Annotated in this window: 12 protein-coding genes; 11 read left to right on the forward strand and 1 reads right to left on the reverse strand. The window is 56.9% G+C overall.

Features of this window, described 5'->3' with window-relative positions:
- The first annotated feature begins 100 nt into the window (after positions 1-100).
- The 10 genes from C7476_RS18395 to C7476_RS18445 all read left to right on the forward strand — a co-directional run bounded on the left by C7476_RS18395 (position 101) and on the right by C7476_RS18445 (position 10,771).
- Positions 101-883, forward strand: coding sequence for a DeoR/GlpR family DNA-binding transcription regulator (locus C7476_RS18395; protein WP_114431333.1), 783 nt, complete (start codon positions 101-103; stop codon positions 881-883).
- A complete protein-coding gene (locus C7476_RS18400) occupies positions 880-2,277 on the forward strand; it encodes an FGGY-family carbohydrate kinase (RefSeq protein ID WP_114431334.1) in 1,398 nt (465 codons plus the stop codon). The genes C7476_RS18395 and C7476_RS18400 overlap by 4 nt, the downstream gene beginning before the upstream one ends.
- Positions 2,274-3,830: a sugar ABC transporter ATP-binding protein gene (locus C7476_RS18405; protein ID WP_114431335.1), complete on the forward strand. Its 1,557-nt coding sequence runs from the start codon at positions 2,274-2,276 to the stop codon at positions 3,828-3,830. The genes C7476_RS18400 and C7476_RS18405 overlap by 4 nt, the downstream gene beginning before the upstream one ends.
- 34 nt (positions 3,831-3,864) lie before the next feature.
- Entirely contained in the window at positions 3,865-4,848 is a 984-nt protein-coding gene (locus tag C7476_RS18410; protein WP_114431336.1) for an ABC transporter permease subunit, read from the forward strand.
- 74 nt (positions 4,849-4,922) lie between these two features.
- Positions 4,923-5,861: an ABC transporter substrate-binding protein gene (locus tag C7476_RS18415; RefSeq protein ID WP_114431404.1), complete on the forward strand. Its 939-nt coding sequence runs from the start codon at positions 4,923-4,925 to the stop codon at positions 5,859-5,861.
- A 70-nt stretch (positions 5,862-5,931) separates the two neighbouring features.
- The gene (locus C7476_RS18420; protein ID WP_114431337.1) at positions 5,932-6,831 is read left to right on the forward strand and encodes a sugar phosphate isomerase/epimerase family protein; all 900 of its coding nucleotides are present in this window, start codon (positions 5,932-5,934) and stop codon (positions 6,829-6,831) included.
- A gap of 619 nt (positions 6,832-7,450) precedes the next feature.
- On the forward strand, positions 7,451-8,686 hold the full coding sequence (locus C7476_RS18430; protein ID WP_147274682.1) for an MFS transporter: 1,236 nt from the start codon (positions 7,451-7,453) through the stop codon (positions 8,684-8,686).
- A gap of 149 nt (positions 8,687-8,835) precedes the next feature.
- Positions 8,836-9,633, forward strand: a complete 798-nt coding sequence (locus C7476_RS18435) for a type 1 glutamine amidotransferase domain-containing protein (RefSeq protein WP_114431340.1) — start codon at positions 8,836-8,838, stop codon at positions 9,631-9,633.
- Positions 9,634-9,690: 57 nt separating this feature from the next.
- Entirely contained in the window at positions 9,691-10,440 is a 750-nt protein-coding gene (locus tag C7476_RS18440; RefSeq protein WP_425374003.1) for an alpha/beta fold hydrolase, read from the forward strand.
- Between the two features lie 25 nt (positions 10,441-10,465).
- Positions 10,466-10,771, forward strand: a complete 306-nt coding sequence (locus C7476_RS18445) for a putative quinol monooxygenase (protein WP_114431341.1) — start codon at positions 10,466-10,468, stop codon at positions 10,769-10,771.
- Positions 10,772-10,806: 35 nt separating this feature from the next.
- Here the strand turns inward: C7476_RS18445 and C7476_RS18450 are convergent, their stop codons facing one another.
- A complete protein-coding gene (locus C7476_RS18450) occupies positions 10,807-13,662 on the reverse strand; it encodes an ATP-binding protein (protein ID WP_181872506.1) in 2,856 nt (951 codons plus the stop codon).
- 569 nt (positions 13,663-14,231) lie between these two features.
- Between C7476_RS18450 and C7476_RS18455 the strand changes: the two genes are divergently transcribed.
- On the forward strand, positions 14,232-14,660 hold the full coding sequence (locus C7476_RS18455) for a GlcG/HbpS family heme-binding protein (RefSeq protein ID WP_114431343.1): 429 nt from the start codon (positions 14,232-14,234) through the stop codon (positions 14,658-14,660).
- Positions 14,661-14,742: the final 82 nt, after the last annotated feature.

Here is a 14,742-nt window from a genome sequence, read left to right on the forward strand (position 1 = left end):
TCAATAGTGATTAAAATCAATCAGCATCTTGACAAAATGCGCCATGTCATGAGTAATCTTCGTCACGCTTGGGAGGCGACCGGCCGCAAGGGAGTGAGATGTGAACGATCTAGATCGTCATCAGCAGATCATAGACATCGTCAAGGAACGGCCGTTTGCTTCGGTGCGAGACCTTCAGGAAATGCTTGGTGTTTCCGCTGCTACTATTCGCCGGGATATCGACAAGCTGCACGATGGCGGACAGGTTCGTAAGGTCTACGGAGGTATCTCCGCACCTGAAGGAGCAGCTTCAGGTCGGTTGTCGGCCCGCTATTATGACGAAAACCGCGATTTGGCGGTTGAGGCCAAGCGTGCCATAGCGGTGACGGCAGAGACGCTTATCCGCGACGGCGATTCCGTTATCATTCATGGAGGCTCCACCTGCTTTCAACTTGGAGTGCGTCTTGCCAAACGCAATATCCGCATCTTCACAAATTCCATGCCGCTCGCCGCTTACCTTGGCGAGCGAGGCACATGCCAATTGGTGGTGGCAGGCGGGGATCTGCACCGCGAACCAGGCATCATTCAATCTGCCGGCGCGGCCGCGCCCGCCTTTTTTGCCACGAAGTTCTTTGTTGGTACGCAAGGAGTGAGCGTGTCCGGTCTGCAGGAGTCGCATCCGCTTCTCGTGAAGGCCATTCAGGATCTAAGCACATGCGCCGACCAGATCGTGGTGCTGGCCGACAGCCGAAAGTTCGCCACCCGCGCCAGAAATATCGCGCTGCCCCTTTCGCGCATTGGCACGATCATTACGGATGATGGACTAAAGGACGCCGATGCAAAAATGCTCGTCGATGAAGGCATTTCAATCCTGATTGCTCAGCTCAACGGAGGCGATGCATGAGCTTGGCAGTATTTGACCTTGGCAAGACCAACACCAAGCTCTTCGTCTTCAACGAAGCAGGCGGGATCATCCATGAAAGCCGGATACAGCCAAAATGGCGAACGGTTGACGACCTGACCGTACTTGACGAGCACGCCATGTTTGAATGGATGCAACAAGCGTTAAAGGACACCACACCGGTTCACAATATTACGGGGATCATGATATCTGGTCATGGCTGCACCTTCGCCCTTGTCGATGACACGGAACTGACACATCCGATTTTGGATTACGAACAGGAACCACCGACCGAAATCGCTGCAAGAATTGACGATCGCATACCAGGCTTTCCGGAGACGTTTTCGCCACGGCTTCCCCTCGGCCTCAATTACGGTCGACACATGCTTTGGCTTGCAGAACGGTCTCCAGGAAGCTTCGCCAAGACAAAATCGATCCTTGGCTATCCACAGTTCTGGAGCTGGAAATTTTCCGGGATCCCCATAAACGAAGTTTCGTATCTTGGGTGCCATTCGCATCTATGGGCGCCGTTGCAAAAAGATTTCAGCAGCCTCGTCGATGCAATGGGCTGGAAAAGCAAAATGCCTGCGTTCGCACGGGCGGGTGCAGTGCTCGGTTCCTATGCTTTGAAACTTCCGGACGGCTCAATGCGGACACTTGCCGTGCACAACGGAGTTCACGACAGCAATGCTGCACTTTATTTTTATCGTTCGCTTGGGCTTTCTGATTTCACACTTGTATCCACGGGAACCTGGGTAATTATTTTCAATCCGAATTGCCCCCTCGGCTCGCTCGACGCGGGTAAGGACATGCTTGCCAACGTCAGTGTCGATGGAGAGCCCGTTGCAACGATACGTTTCATGGGTGGGCGCGAATTCGATGTCATCAGCCAAGGCTGGGCCGAATCCATCGAGCCGCATGAGATTGAGCGTGTTATCGAGCGCGAGATATTCGCCCTTCCCTCGTTTGCTGCGGGCGGACCGATGCCGGGGCAAAAGGGTATGCTGGTAGGGCCCGAACCGACCCCGGAGGATCGAGCTGCCGCAGCCTTCCTCTATGTTGTTCTGATGACAGATCTGTCGCTGGACGAAATCCGGTCAGCCAATACTCTTGTCGTCGATGGTGGCCTCAATCGCTCGGGCCTATTTGGGGCCCTTCTCGCACAACTTCGTCCCGCACAGGAAGTGGTTCAAAGCAGCAATGTGGAAGGCAGCGCAACTGGCGCCGCCGCGCTGGCATTTGAATCAATGGGAGCAAAACCTCTCGGCAAGCCACCTATTCCTGTCAAGCCGGCGGCCCTAGTTGGACTGGCCTCATATCGGGATAATTGGCGCCGGCAAGCGGTGGAGCCACGGTCAGCCGCCGCAGCTTCAGCACCGTTGGAAAGGACACCATGACGTCGGCAGATGGGTTAACTGTCCCTGGCAAACCTCTCCTGGAAATGCGCGACATCTCCAAAACGTTTGGGACAATAAAAGCACTGAGCAATGTCTCGCTGACGGTTCATAGCGGCGAAGTTCATGCCTTGATGGGTGAGAACGGTGCGGGCAAGTCTACATTGATGAAAGTATTGTCGGGCGCCTATAGAGCTGACCCTGGCGGGGAGATTTTGATGGACGGTATACCGGTCATCACCGGTGATCCGCTAAAGGCAAAGTCGAGCGGTATAGCCGTCATCTATCAAGAGCTTTCCCTGGCGGCCAACCTCACCGTTGCGCAAAACATCTTTCTCGGTAAGGAGATATCCAGGTTTGGATTTGTCGATCGGGCTGCAATGGCAGACCGGGTACAGCCTCTATTGGACAGTCTCGGCGTCAGCTTCCAGTCATCGACGAAGGTGGAGTATCTATCCTTGGGCGAGCGGCAACTGGTCGAAATAGCGCGTGCTCTGTCAACGGAGGCGCGCATCATTGTTATGGACGAACCGACCACATCGCTGACCACGCGGGAAACCGAAAAGCTCTTTGGCGTCATCGCCGCGCTCAAGGATCAAGGTATTGCCATAATCTACATCAGTCACCGTATGGAAGAAGTTTATCAACTTGCCGACCGGGTCAGCGTTCTGCGCGACAGCGCTTATGTTGGCACGCTGGAAAAAAAAGAACTCTCCGCCAAGGCATTGGTTTCGATGATGGTCGGGCGGGATATATCATCGTTCTATAAGAAAGCGCATCGACCACCTGCAGCGGGACGACCGATCGCCATGCGCGTGCGGGATATGTCCGACGGAAGGCGAGTTCACAATTGCTCCTTTGACCTTTACAAAGGGGAAGTGCTCGGTCTTGCCGGGCTTGTCGGTTCGGGACGGACTGAACTTGCGAGACTCATCTTTGGCGCCGACAAACGTATCGCAGGCACTGTGGAACTCAATGGCGAGGCGATCTCGATCAGTTCGCCCCGCGAAGCGCTCGGTGCCGGTGTTGCTTACCTGACCGAAGATCGCAAGGCTCTCGGCCTGTTTCTCGATATGACCATTTGCGACAATATCAACATGGGCGTTCTCGGTGACGATGCGAAATATGGCTCAATTTTAAATTTCGATGCAGCAAAACGACGCGCGACCGCTGCAATTTCCAATTTTGCCATTCGCACTCATAGTGCCGACATTAACACGGGAAGCCTTTCTGGAGGCAACCAGCAAAAAGTGCTGCTTGCAAGGCTGATCGAAACCAACCCACGCGTTGTCATCCTCGACGAACCGACCCGCGGGGTAGACGTTGGGGCGAAATCAGAAATTTATCGCCTTATCGACGAACTAGCGCAACGCGGGATCGCCATCCTGGTCATTTCCAGCGAATTGCCGGAAATCATCGGAATTGCCGATCGCGTTCTTGTCATGCGCGAAGGGCGCATTGCAGGCGAGATTGCCGCCACGCCGAACAATCCCATCCAGCAAGAGGCGATCATGCACCTGTCCACTCAAATGGATTCCAGGGAGATTTCCGCGTGATGCCAGATTTCACTCCATATTCGCAGGCAGGATCATGACTGATTCCACAACCACGTCCACACAACCGGGTCCCTCGCGCATCCGCACGTCTGTCGCAGCCCTTGGAATGTTGCCTGTTCTGGTCATCCTCGCCATCGCCTTCCAGCTCATCAATGCGCGCTTCATGACGGGAGCAAATCTTTCCATTGTCATGCAGCAGTCGTCGATCAACACCGTGCTCGCGGCGGGCATGACCTTCGTTATCCTGACAGGCGGCATCGACCTTTCGGTGGGATCGATACTCGCCGTTTCGGCCATGGTTGCCGTGATCATATCGCTCATTCCGGACTTTGGCATGCTGGGCGTGCCGGCCGCAGTGCTCGTTGGTCTGTTGTTCGGATTGGCAAATGGGCTTCTGATCGCCTTTATCCGGCTCCCTCCCTTTATTGTCACACTCGGCTCGCTGACAGCAGTGCGCGGGGTTGCACGGCTCCTCGGTGGAGATACCACCGTCTTCAACCCTGCGCTGCCCTTCGAATTTATCGGCAACGGAAAATTTCTAGGCGTTCCCTGGCTTGTCATCATTGCGGTCGTTGTGGTGGTGCTGTCGTGGTTGATCTTGCGACGCACCGTGCTCGGTACCTGGATCTATGCGGTTGGCGGGAACGCTGAAGCAGCACGTTTGACCGGCATCAAAGTGCCCCTCGTCCTTGTTTTCGTCTATTCGGTTTCCGGAATGCTTGCCGGCCTTGGCGGCGCAATGTCGGCCGCCCGGCTTTACGCGGCAAATGGCCTGCAGCTGGGGCAGTCCTACGAGCTCGATGCCATTGCTGCGGTCATCCTCGGCGGTACGAGCTTTGTCGGCGGCGTTGGTTCTATCTGGGGAACATTTATCGGCGCGCTGATCATAGCCGTTCTCTCCAATGGTCTGATTCTCGCGGGCGTATCGGACATATGGCAGTACATCATCAAAGGTTTGGTCATCATCGCGGCCGTCACTCTGGACCGATACCGGCTCCAGGGAGGTGTCAGGACGTAGTGAACGATCAGGAGACGCCGGCTCTATACCGGTTCACAAAGGTGCCCGCAGAAACGGCACAAATGGAGGAATGCATGGTTTATTTTAAAAGACTGCTTTGTGGGGTCGCGGTGACAGCGATGTTTGTAGCGCCAGCATCTGCGGCAGAGCTCAACAAGGTTGGTATATCCGTCGGACTTCTCGGCAACCCTTTTTTCGTCGCCACTATCAAAGGCATTGAAGACGCGGCAAAAAAAATCAATCCGAATGTCCAGGTAACATCGGTCTCCGCCGACTACGATCTCAACAAGCAGTCATCGCAAGTTGACAGTTTCATCGCCGCAGGAGTGGATGTCATTATGCTGAACGCGGTCGACGCCAGTGCGATCGCGCCTGCCGTTAAGAAAGCGCACGACGCGGGCGTGCTCGTCGCAGCCTTTGATGTTTCGGCTCCCGGTGCCGACATCACGGTGATGACCAACAATATCAAAGCTGGTGAACTCGCCTGCCAGTATCTTGTCGATCAGACAGGTGGCAAGGGAAACTACGTCATCATAAACGGCCCGGCCTCCTCCTCCATCCTTGACCGCGTCAAGGGATGCAAGGGCGTGCTGGAAAAACATCCCGATATCAAGATTCTTTCCGATGATCAGAATGGCGAAGGTTCGCGCGATGGCGGCTTGAAAGTGTTCCAGAGCATTTTGACGCGCTTTGACAAGATCGATGCTGTTTTTGCGATTAATGATCCGACAGCAATCGGTGCCGAGCTTGCCGCAAAGCAGCTTGGACGGTCGGAATTCATCATCACAGCAGTCGATGGAGCACCTGACATCGAGGCTGTTCTCAAGACGGGCACCTCACTGATAAAGGCGTCAGCTTCCCAGGATCCTTACACGATGGCAGGACAGTCGCTCGATCTGGCGGCGATGCTCCTTGCGGGTGAAAAACCTGCGGAGACTACGATCCTGCTGGACCCAGTCCTCATCACCAAAGACAATTTGGGAGAATATAAAGGCTGGACCGCGGCGCGCTAAGTAGGGCAAACAAAACACGCAGCCGGTGAAATTCCGGCTGCCACTCACTTGAATCGAAGAAGGCTCGATCATGTCCAAGCTTGGAATTCATTCTTTCGTCTGGAGCGCAGGCTCGTCGCAGGCAGAACTTGAAGATGCTCTTAAGATGACTTCAGAACTGGGATTTGATTTGATCGAATTTTCCTACCTTGATCCCCGCCAGGTCGATGTGGCATGGCTCGCCAAAAGGATCGACGCCTATGGGCTAGGTGTCGCGGTCAGCATGGGCCTTCCGCGTGATGGCGACGTGTCGAGTGACGATCCATCGGTCGTTGCTAACGGTGTGACAATACTTGAGAGGGCAATTGCATTAACACGTGATCTCGGTGGGCAGAAACTGGCGGGCATCTTATCATCGTCCCATGGCAAGCAGGATCAGGCACCCACCGCACGCGCCTGGAAGACCAGCGCCTTTACTTTGGCGAACGTGGCACATACTGCAAAGAGCGCCGGCATTACGCTCAATCTTGAAATCGTTAATCGTTTCGAGAGCAATCTTCTCAATACGGTTTCACAAGGGCTCGCTTTCATCGAAGATACGGGTTCCGATAATATCTTTCTTCATCTCGATACCTTTCACATGAACATCGAAGAGGCCGATATTAGTCTCGCTTTGCGCCACGCCGGGGATAAGATCGGCTATGTGCATTTGGGCGAAAGTCATCGCGGCTACCTGGGAACGGGCAATATCGATTTCGCCGCGATATTCGATGCACTGGTGGCTATTGGGTATGACGATTACCTAACATTCGAGTCCTTCTCTTCGGAAGTTGTGGACGAGAACTTATCGCTGAAGACAGGTATCTGGCGGAACCTCTGGTCAAACAATGCTGCATTGGCGAAGCATGCGCACCGTTTTATCGATCTTGGTTTGGAGACTTCCAGGTTAAAAATGGAATTGGTGAAGGCGGAGCATAGGGCAGACCATTAAGTGGCAGATCGGTTTGGTCCTCGGGCACGCCTTTCAGTAAAACAGTTTCGCGTTTTCGATGACAAGTTAAGCCCATTGAGAATGATCCTGACAGCAAGTTCTGGTCGGCTGCGCACCAAATGGTGCTGTTTACGATGACAGCAAGATGCGGCAGGCTCAAGACAGTCTCCGGAAATGGCCAGAAAACGTTCCTTTGAAAACACCGATATTAGCTGGTTTCAGGCATTTTTAATTGTGGCCGAATGTTTACAATCCCGAATAAAAGCCTGTTTTGTCTCGCCTATTCAATACTACGTCTCGAACAGAGCGTGGACTGCAGAGTCGCTAGTTATCCCCTCTCGTTGATGATTATTTGATTTGGCAAAAGCAGGAATAAAAGTGACCAAACCAACGACGACTGCTTTGCGCCCGCCTTCAGGTCATTGATCCGGTAGCGGCCGCATCCTGAAAGCGGACCTTCAAAAGGACAGCACATTCACGGTTGACCGCATTCATCCGACAATATTCGCCGTTTCCGAGATTGTCGCAAACCTCGCATGGTTGCAGACAGGGATACATTGCGCATAGTGTCTTGCCCAACGATGCGATTGCCGAACTTTCGAAAAACAGGAAGTGCCCGTTGAAAGGAATAGACTTCAACGAGTTCAGGAACGGATGGCGGCTGGTGTTGGCCGGCTTGCTCGGAACGGCTTTAGGCATGCCCGCCATTCCGTTCTACACGATCGGCGTGTTTGCGCCGATCTTCGTCGAAGAATTCGGCTGGTCCTTCGCGATCATTTTTGGCGGTCTGTCGCTGTTGGCCGGTGCAATTCTGATCGTCGGTCCATTTTTCGCGACGTTGATCGACAGGTTTGGTGCGCGCCGGGTAGCATCGATCTCGCTGCCGTGCCTGGGCCTGAGCTACATGACGCTCGCGGCATCGAACGGCTCTATCGAACAATACTATCTGTCGTGGCTGGCTATCGCGATCTTCGGGTTGGGAGCGACCCCCGTCGTCTTCACTCGGGTGATCAATAATGCGTTCGAAGAACGCCGAGGTCTTGCCCTTGGCATCGTGCTATCTGGCGCGGGCCTGTTCGCCTTCGTGGTGAAACCGCTGGCTCAACTGTTGATCGAAACCGGTGGATGGCGTGTCGCGATCTTGGTGGTTGGGGCAATGCCCATCCTGATCGCGTCCCCAATGGTTCTCTGGGGCTTTGCCAGGTTGCCAAGTAGGAATGCTAGCACGGAGCCGGCGATGAGCAAGGCGTCGGAAGGCATGACCGCTCGCGAGGCGTTCCACTCCCGCTATTTTTGGCTCTTGGCCATCGTCTTTGTGCCGATGTCGCTCGCCATCGCCGCGCCACTGCCCAACATCGAGAACATACTTCGCTCGCTTGGCCTGTCCCCCAGCGAAGTTGTTCAGCTCGCCTCCCTTGTCGGAATAGCGGCAGTGGCCGGCCGACTGCTTGGCGGCATTCTGGTCGATCGCTTCTGGGCGCCTGCAGTCGGTACGGTCATCTTGACGTTGGGCGCGGCCTCCTGCCTCATCCTTTCGCTGGACCATGTGAGCTTTCCCATGGCCTGCATTGCTATCTTGTTGCTTGGCCTCACTTCTGGGGTGGAATTCGACCTGATGGCCTATCTGGTCGCCCGCTATCTCGGGATGCGCAGCTATGCCACGACCTACGCCACGTTGTACGGCATCTTCGTGGTGGGCGCTTTCGTAGGACCCAGCCTGTTCGGTTACGCGTTCGACAGCACGGGCACCTATTCGGGAATACTCGAAGCCTGTGCGCTGCTGCTCGTGGCTGGCGCGGCAACGATTCTTTTCCTGGGGCCTTATCCGACCCGGAAGACTCAGGCATTCGCATAGCATCGCCGGACCAATCCTGGCCGTCATGACCTATGTCGGTTTTTACCTCTTTTAACCAGCCGTCGTGGAGTAGCCGGTATATCATCTCCGCAGTTCCGGACGGCCGGCTTCGGTCCGCCATCCGCCGTGAAACATCGGGAGGCGGCTTTATGAGCAAGGGAAAAGTGCTGGTGATGGGCTCGAACGCCACACGTATCGAAATTCAGGGAGGCGGCACCGGGCCGACGGGACAGTATCTCAATGAAACAGTGGTGCCCATGCTGGCGCTTGTCGGGGCAGGCTATGAAGTTCTGCTTGCCACGCCTTCGGGCGCCAAGCCTTACATTGACCCGGCATCGGACGCAGTCCAGCATTTCGGCGGCGACGAGGCGGCGTATCAGCGCGGCAAAGATTTCTTCGCCAACGATCCCTCGACGAATACGGGCCGCACCTTGCGATCTGTGATCGAGGAGGGGCTGGATAAATATGCCGGCGTATTCGCGCCAGGCGGCCAAGGGCCCGTCGTCGATCTGATGCAGGATCCGGACGCGGGAGAGATCCTTCGGCATTTCCACGCGGCCGGAAAGCCCACCGCCCTGCTCTGCCACGGCCCGATCGTCTCGATTTCCGCAATGCCTCGGGCGAGCGAATTTCGCGCAGCGCTGATCCAGGGTGACCGGGTCAAGGCGGCAGAACTTGCAAAGGGGTGGCAATATGCCGGCTACAGGATGACGGTCTATTCGGCAAGCGAGGAAAAACCCATCGAGGAGAATATCCTGCACGGCAAGCTTTATTTCAATATGCCCGAAACCCTGGACTTGGCTGGCGCGAAGACGACAGTTGGTCCGGATTTCGAGCCTCATGTGGTCGTCGATCGGGAACTCATCACAGGCCAAAATCCTCGCTCTGACCATCCGATGGCGGCAAAGCTCATTGAAGCGCTTGATCGCGCCAGTCTGGCGCCGTGAAGCATACGAGGCGTAATGCCTCGCCGTGTACACTCTCAATCAAATGGAGCTAATTCTATGATGCGCATTGCTTTAGCCCTCCTCGTGTCTTTGATCGCTCCTGCAGCCGCGCTGGCTCAATCGAACGAAAAGCCTGTGTCGATTGTTCTTGTGCATGGCGCGTTCGTCGACGGCTCCGGCTGGAAGGCGGTGTTCGACATACTCACTGATGAAGGATACGAGGTGCTCGTCGTCCAGAACCCGACGATCAGCCTCAATGGCGACGTGGCGGCCACGCAGCAGGTTATTGCAGCTGCAAGACACCCGGTAATCCTCGTCGGCCACTCCTATGGCGGAATGGTCATCACGGAAGCGGGTGACAATCCGAAAGTACGAGGTCTGGTCTATATCGCAGCTTTTGCGCCCGACGCCGGAGAGTCTGTAGCGTCGCTTGCCGAAGAGCCGGTACCGCCGGGAGAATCGGGCGCGCCGCTGCTGCCGCCCCGTGAGGGCTACCTGCTCGTCGACCCGTCAAAATTCCCGGGCGCGTTCGCCGCTGATGTTGATGCTTCGATCACGCGATTCATGGCCGCCGCGCAGGTGCCGTGGGGACTGGAAGCAGTGCAGACAAAAATTACAAAGGTCGCGTGGAAGGCCAAGCCATCGCATTTCATGGTTACCACCAAAGACCTGATGATCCCGCCGACCTTTCAGCGGGCGTTCGCGAAGCGGGCCAGAGCCACAAGCGTGGAGATCGACAGCAGCCATGCCGTGATGCTCTCCCATCCACAGCAGGTCGCAGCCTTCATAGAAACCGCCGGCAGGTGAATTAGCAGACCGAAAGATCCAGATCATGGCTCACATAAAAATTATGGCGACTTTGCTGGCAAGGCCGGGCAAGACCGGAGAGCTTGAGGCTTTGCTCTTCAGCATGGCTCCCCATTGTAGGGCCGAGCCGGGAAATCTGCGATGGGACATTTGGCGGGACCAGACGAAAGCCGACCGCTATGCGCTGGACGAGCTCTATGTCGACAATGCTGCCGTGGCCGCCCACCGCGAGACGCCGCATTTCAAGAACTATCTGTCAAAAATCAATGACCTGGCCGACCGAAACGCCTTTGTCCTCGAGCCCGCGCTGGTCGCGAACAAGAATGGCTGAAGTGGTTTGAGAAGCACCTTTGGACCGGGCTGTGTCTATCGCCTAAGATTCTCGAGCAGATGACGCGCCTTCGCTACGTTCGCACAGGGCGGTACGTTATCGAATTCGGCGCAGATGGGCGACAGCAAATCGGCTGCTGCCACGTGGCGGTCGGTTTCCGCCCACAGTTCCGCCAGAGCCGTCGAGGCTCGCAGCCGGAAGAAAAGCGCACCGCTTTCTCTTGCGGTCTCCGTGGCCAGCAGCAGCGTTTCCGAGGCGCCGGGCAAGTCGCCGTCCCACCACTGTAGCAGCCCGCGCACCCGCTGCAGTTCCGGCTGGGACCAGTACTCGCCTTGGCGATCGGCACGATCGAAGGCAGCGCTCAGGCTGTCACGCGCGAGCGCGATACGTTCATGACGCAATGCGGCTTCCGCGAGCATGGCGAGATATAAAGGCACCCGGACAAGGAAATTGTTGGCAACGAGTTGCCCGATCGCCAGTTGCATCGCGTCGACACCCTCGCGTTCGCCGTCCATGCTCCTCACGGCGCCCTCGTAGAAATGACAGACGGGTCGCCAGATGGCGATATCGCGCAAGGTAAGATTACGCGCTAGCACCACAACATGTCGGCGCACAGTTTCGCTCTCGCCGGACCAGAGCGCGATAGGCAAGGCCGCCTGTGCAAGGGCGTTGGAATGCGAAACCAAGTGGTCGAGCGCAAGGCTGTGATCGAGCGCATCCTGGAGCGCCGTCGTCGCCTCGCTTCGATCGCCAGCCACCCAGGCCGCCGTCGCCAGAGCCACGCGGATCGACACGAACCGGTCCATCTGAAATCGGGCGACGCCCGTTCGCTTCGCGGTGATCGCATGCTCGCGCACGAGCCTCTTCAGGTCATCGTAGGCAAACCGGACGTCGCCACAGTAAAAGGCGGCCATCAGCCTCACCCGTTCTCCTTCCGCTATGACCGCCCCCTCATTTTCCCGATCGGCGAGCTCGGCAAACTGCCTGAGCGTCGTGATTGCCTGCCTGTGCCGTCCGGTGAAGCTTTGCAGTATGCCAAGTCCCCACAAGGTACGAAGCTGGTAATCGGCATTGCCGATCTCGCGGGCCAATTGGTTGGCCTCCATCCACGCCGCGTCGGCTTCGGGTCCAAAATGGTCGGAGAAATTGAGGCCCGAGGCGTAGGACGCGATCAGTTTCATTTTGACAGCGGGGTCGCATCGCGACAGGGCTTCGACTGATTGCAGTGCCCGTTCTACGCGCCGGCGACTTTCAGCGACGGTCGACAACTCGTCCCAAAGCGGAATTGCAGCGCTGGTAAGACGCACGCCGACCTCGGGATCGGCGCCTTCGCCTAAAGTCCAATCGATCGCCTTGCGCAAGTCGTTAATTCGCGGTTCGTAAGTGGCGGTCCATTGGTTCCTCGGCTGCCATTGCCACTCCGCCTCGGCTTGCTCGAACAGTCGTAGAAGATGGCGCGCATGGTTGGAATGAGCGTCGGCGGCTTCTCCACTCCTGTTTAGCCGCTCGGCCGCAAAGCTGCGAGTACTGTCGAGCAGGCGATAGCGTGGCACGCCGGCATCGTACGCGACCGACAGGAGCGATTTCGCGGCGAGGCTTTCAGTGCACGCCGCTATCTCCTCGATGCTTCCGCCGATGCGGCCAGCGACGCCGATGACATCCGAGAGAAAGAAGCTTGCCGAAAAAACCGAAAGCAACCGCAGGAGCCGAGCCTCATCCCGGGAGAGGAGTTGGTAGCTCCAATCCAGGGTCGCAAGAAGGGTCTGGTGGCGCGGTAGAGTTTCGCGAGATCCCGCGTTGAGCGGCTCGAAGCTGCGTTCGAGAAGACCGAGCAAGGTTGCCAGATCCATAGCCGCCAGCCTCGACGCGGCGAGTTCGATCGCAAGCGCGATGCCGTCGAGACGTCGACAAATGCCGACCACCGCCGACGCGTCCTTATCATCTAACACGAAGCCGCACGCCTCGTTTGCCGTCCTGACAAAGAGCTCGACGGCAGCAAAGGCCAGGGCATCCTTTCGGTTGGTGCCACCATTCTCGTCTGGATATGGGAGCGGGGACAACCGATAGATATTCTCGGACCGCGAGCGGAGCGGTTCCCGGCTCGTCGCGATGATGTGGATGCTGGGAATCGCTAGCCTCAGATGCTCCGCGATGGCGGAGGCCGTGCTAAGAACATGCTCGCAATTGTCGAGCACAAGCAGCATTTCGCAATCCCGCAATGTTTCGACGATGCCGGCAAGCACATTGGTCCATTTGCCGCTGACACCCAGCGAAGCCGCAATCGTCGCGTCCACGAGCTGTGGGTCACCGATGGTGGCGAGATCTACGAAGCAAACACCATCGCCATAGCGTTTCAGAAGGCGGCTCGCTGTGGCCAATGCGACGGTCGTTTTGCCGACTCCGGCCGGGCCGACAACAGTCACTAATTTTTCCTTGGCAAGTTTGGCTTCGAGCGCGGCGATTACTTGATCGCGACCAATGATCGGCGCGATGTTCGGCAGTTCTCTCGCTGGCGCCTTGCCAGAATCGAAAGCCGACGGCGAGTGATCTCCTCCATAGACACGCAGCGGCGCGACAAAGCGATAGCCGCGGCCGCTTACCGTGGCGATGCACGATAGTCCTGACGCTTGTAGCCGAAGAGCACGGCGCAAGGCGGCGATGTTGACCTTCAGGTTGCTTTCATGCACGAAGGTGTCCGGCCAGACGAAGCTCATCAGCTGATCCTTGCCGACGACTTCCCCCGCGTGGATGAGGAGCAGGTGGAGCAGATCCAGAGCCCGGGCTCCCACCCGCAGCGGGTTGTCGCCAAGCATCAACAGTTGCCGGTTTGGAATGAACCGATAGTCACCGAAGCAATATGTCTTATCGTCTAGTTTGCCGGATCGTTCCATGCACCCCCGAATGACTCCGTAATGAACGCACTGTTGCGAGTTGGGCCTGCCTGCATCTGCCAGAACGCACCCCAGGCTCGGCTTGGTGAGCTTTGGCGTGCCAGCCAAATTTAACCTCTTAGTCCGCTCGCGTACAGCACCGTTCGGACGCGGCGATCGGAAGTACACGTCGCGTCGTGATGATGCAGCAATCGCCAAAGCAGGAGGCCGTTGCTCCATCTCGCCTATCGTAGCATCTGGTTTTATCCGCCGCGACCGGAGCGCTGGTTCTCCCTTCTGTTACGACTATCCAGAGGCAGCCCAGTTTTACAACCACCCTATCAGAATTACCTTTTTTTACCCCCAATTTGGCTCGTTCGGTTGTAATGTGCTTCGCACGCAACGTTGTTTTGCATACGGTCTCTGGCAGTCCGGCCGTTCGAGGACAATCGCGATGACCAAGCGATGGCAGCTCGGCTGCTACCCGAACCGTGGTTGCCTGGACGATAACGACTTGAGAGGCTTGCAATGAGCTTACCGCAAGAACCCGATTCAGTCCCCGGAACGGCAGCCTAAGCCGAGGAAAAACGATGCCTTGTTCTCGCACCACCCTCACCCTCTCTGATGCGAAGCGGATGCTAGAGGCGGGTGAAGCCAGAGCCGCAAGCTTCGGCATTGCGTACAACATTGCCGTCGTCGATGACGGTGGCGCGCTCGTGGCGTTTGTGCGTCAGGACGGTGCCCTCATCGGAAGCATCGATCTTGCCATCGGCAAGGCAGTGACGGCCCGTTTATTCGATAAGACCACCGCCTATCTGAGCGAACTGGCGCAGCCCGGTGCGCCGCTCTTCGGCATCGAGCAAAGCAATGGCGGGCGGGTCGTCATCTTCGGCGGCGGAATTCCGGTGCGCATCGACGGTGAAATCATTGGTGCGGTGGGCGCGAGCGCCGGAACGATCGAGCAAGATATTTCAGTCGCTGAGGCGGCGACCGCGGCACTCAATTCAAGCAACGCCTAACGAGACATCAGTGATGAAAGCGGCATTCCACCGTCGAGGTAGGTGGCATGGTCATGAGGCGTCTGCGCAATGCTCATGCCGC

This window comes from Phyllobacterium bourgognense, from assembly GCF_003337575.1.
Classification (GTDB): domain Bacteria; phylum Pseudomonadota; class Alphaproteobacteria; order Rhizobiales; family Rhizobiaceae; genus Phyllobacterium; species Phyllobacterium bourgognense.

Excerpts from the sequence above, each read along its gene's own strand:
- C7476_RS18400 (WP_114431334.1), top strand. The coding sequence starts at position 880 with ATGAGCTTGGCAGTATTTGACCTTGGCAAGACCAACACCAAGCTCTTC.
- C7476_RS18405 (WP_114431335.1), top strand. The coding sequence starts at position 2,274 with ATGACGTCGGCAGATGGGTTAACTGTCCCTGGCAAACCTCTCCTGGAA.
- C7476_RS18410 (WP_114431336.1), top strand. The coding sequence starts at position 3,865 with ATGACTGATTCCACAACCACGTCCACACAACCGGGTCCCTCGCGCATC.
- C7476_RS18415 (WP_114431404.1), top strand. The coding sequence starts at position 4,923 with ATGGTTTATTTTAAAAGACTGCTTTGTGGGGTCGCGGTGACAGCGATG.
- C7476_RS18420 (WP_114431337.1), top strand. The coding sequence starts at position 5,932 with ATGTCCAAGCTTGGAATTCATTCTTTCGTCTGGAGCGCAGGCTCGTCG.
- C7476_RS18435 (WP_114431340.1), top strand. The coding sequence starts at position 8,836 with ATGAGCAAGGGAAAAGTGCTGGTGATGGGCTCGAACGCCACACGTATC.
- C7476_RS18440 (WP_425374003.1), top strand. The coding sequence starts at position 9,691 with ATGATGCGCATTGCTTTAGCCCTCCTCGTGTCTTTGATCGCTCCTGCA.
- C7476_RS18445 (WP_114431341.1), top strand. The coding sequence starts at position 10,466 with ATGGCTCACATAAAAATTATGGCGACTTTGCTGGCAAGGCCGGGCAAG.
- C7476_RS18450 (WP_181872506.1), bottom strand. The coding sequence starts at position 13,662 with ATGGAACGATCCGGCAAACTAGACGATAAGACATATTGCTTCGGTGAC.
- C7476_RS18455 (WP_114431343.1), top strand. The coding sequence starts at position 14,232 with ATGCCTTGTTCTCGCACCACCCTCACCCTCTCTGATGCGAAGCGGATG.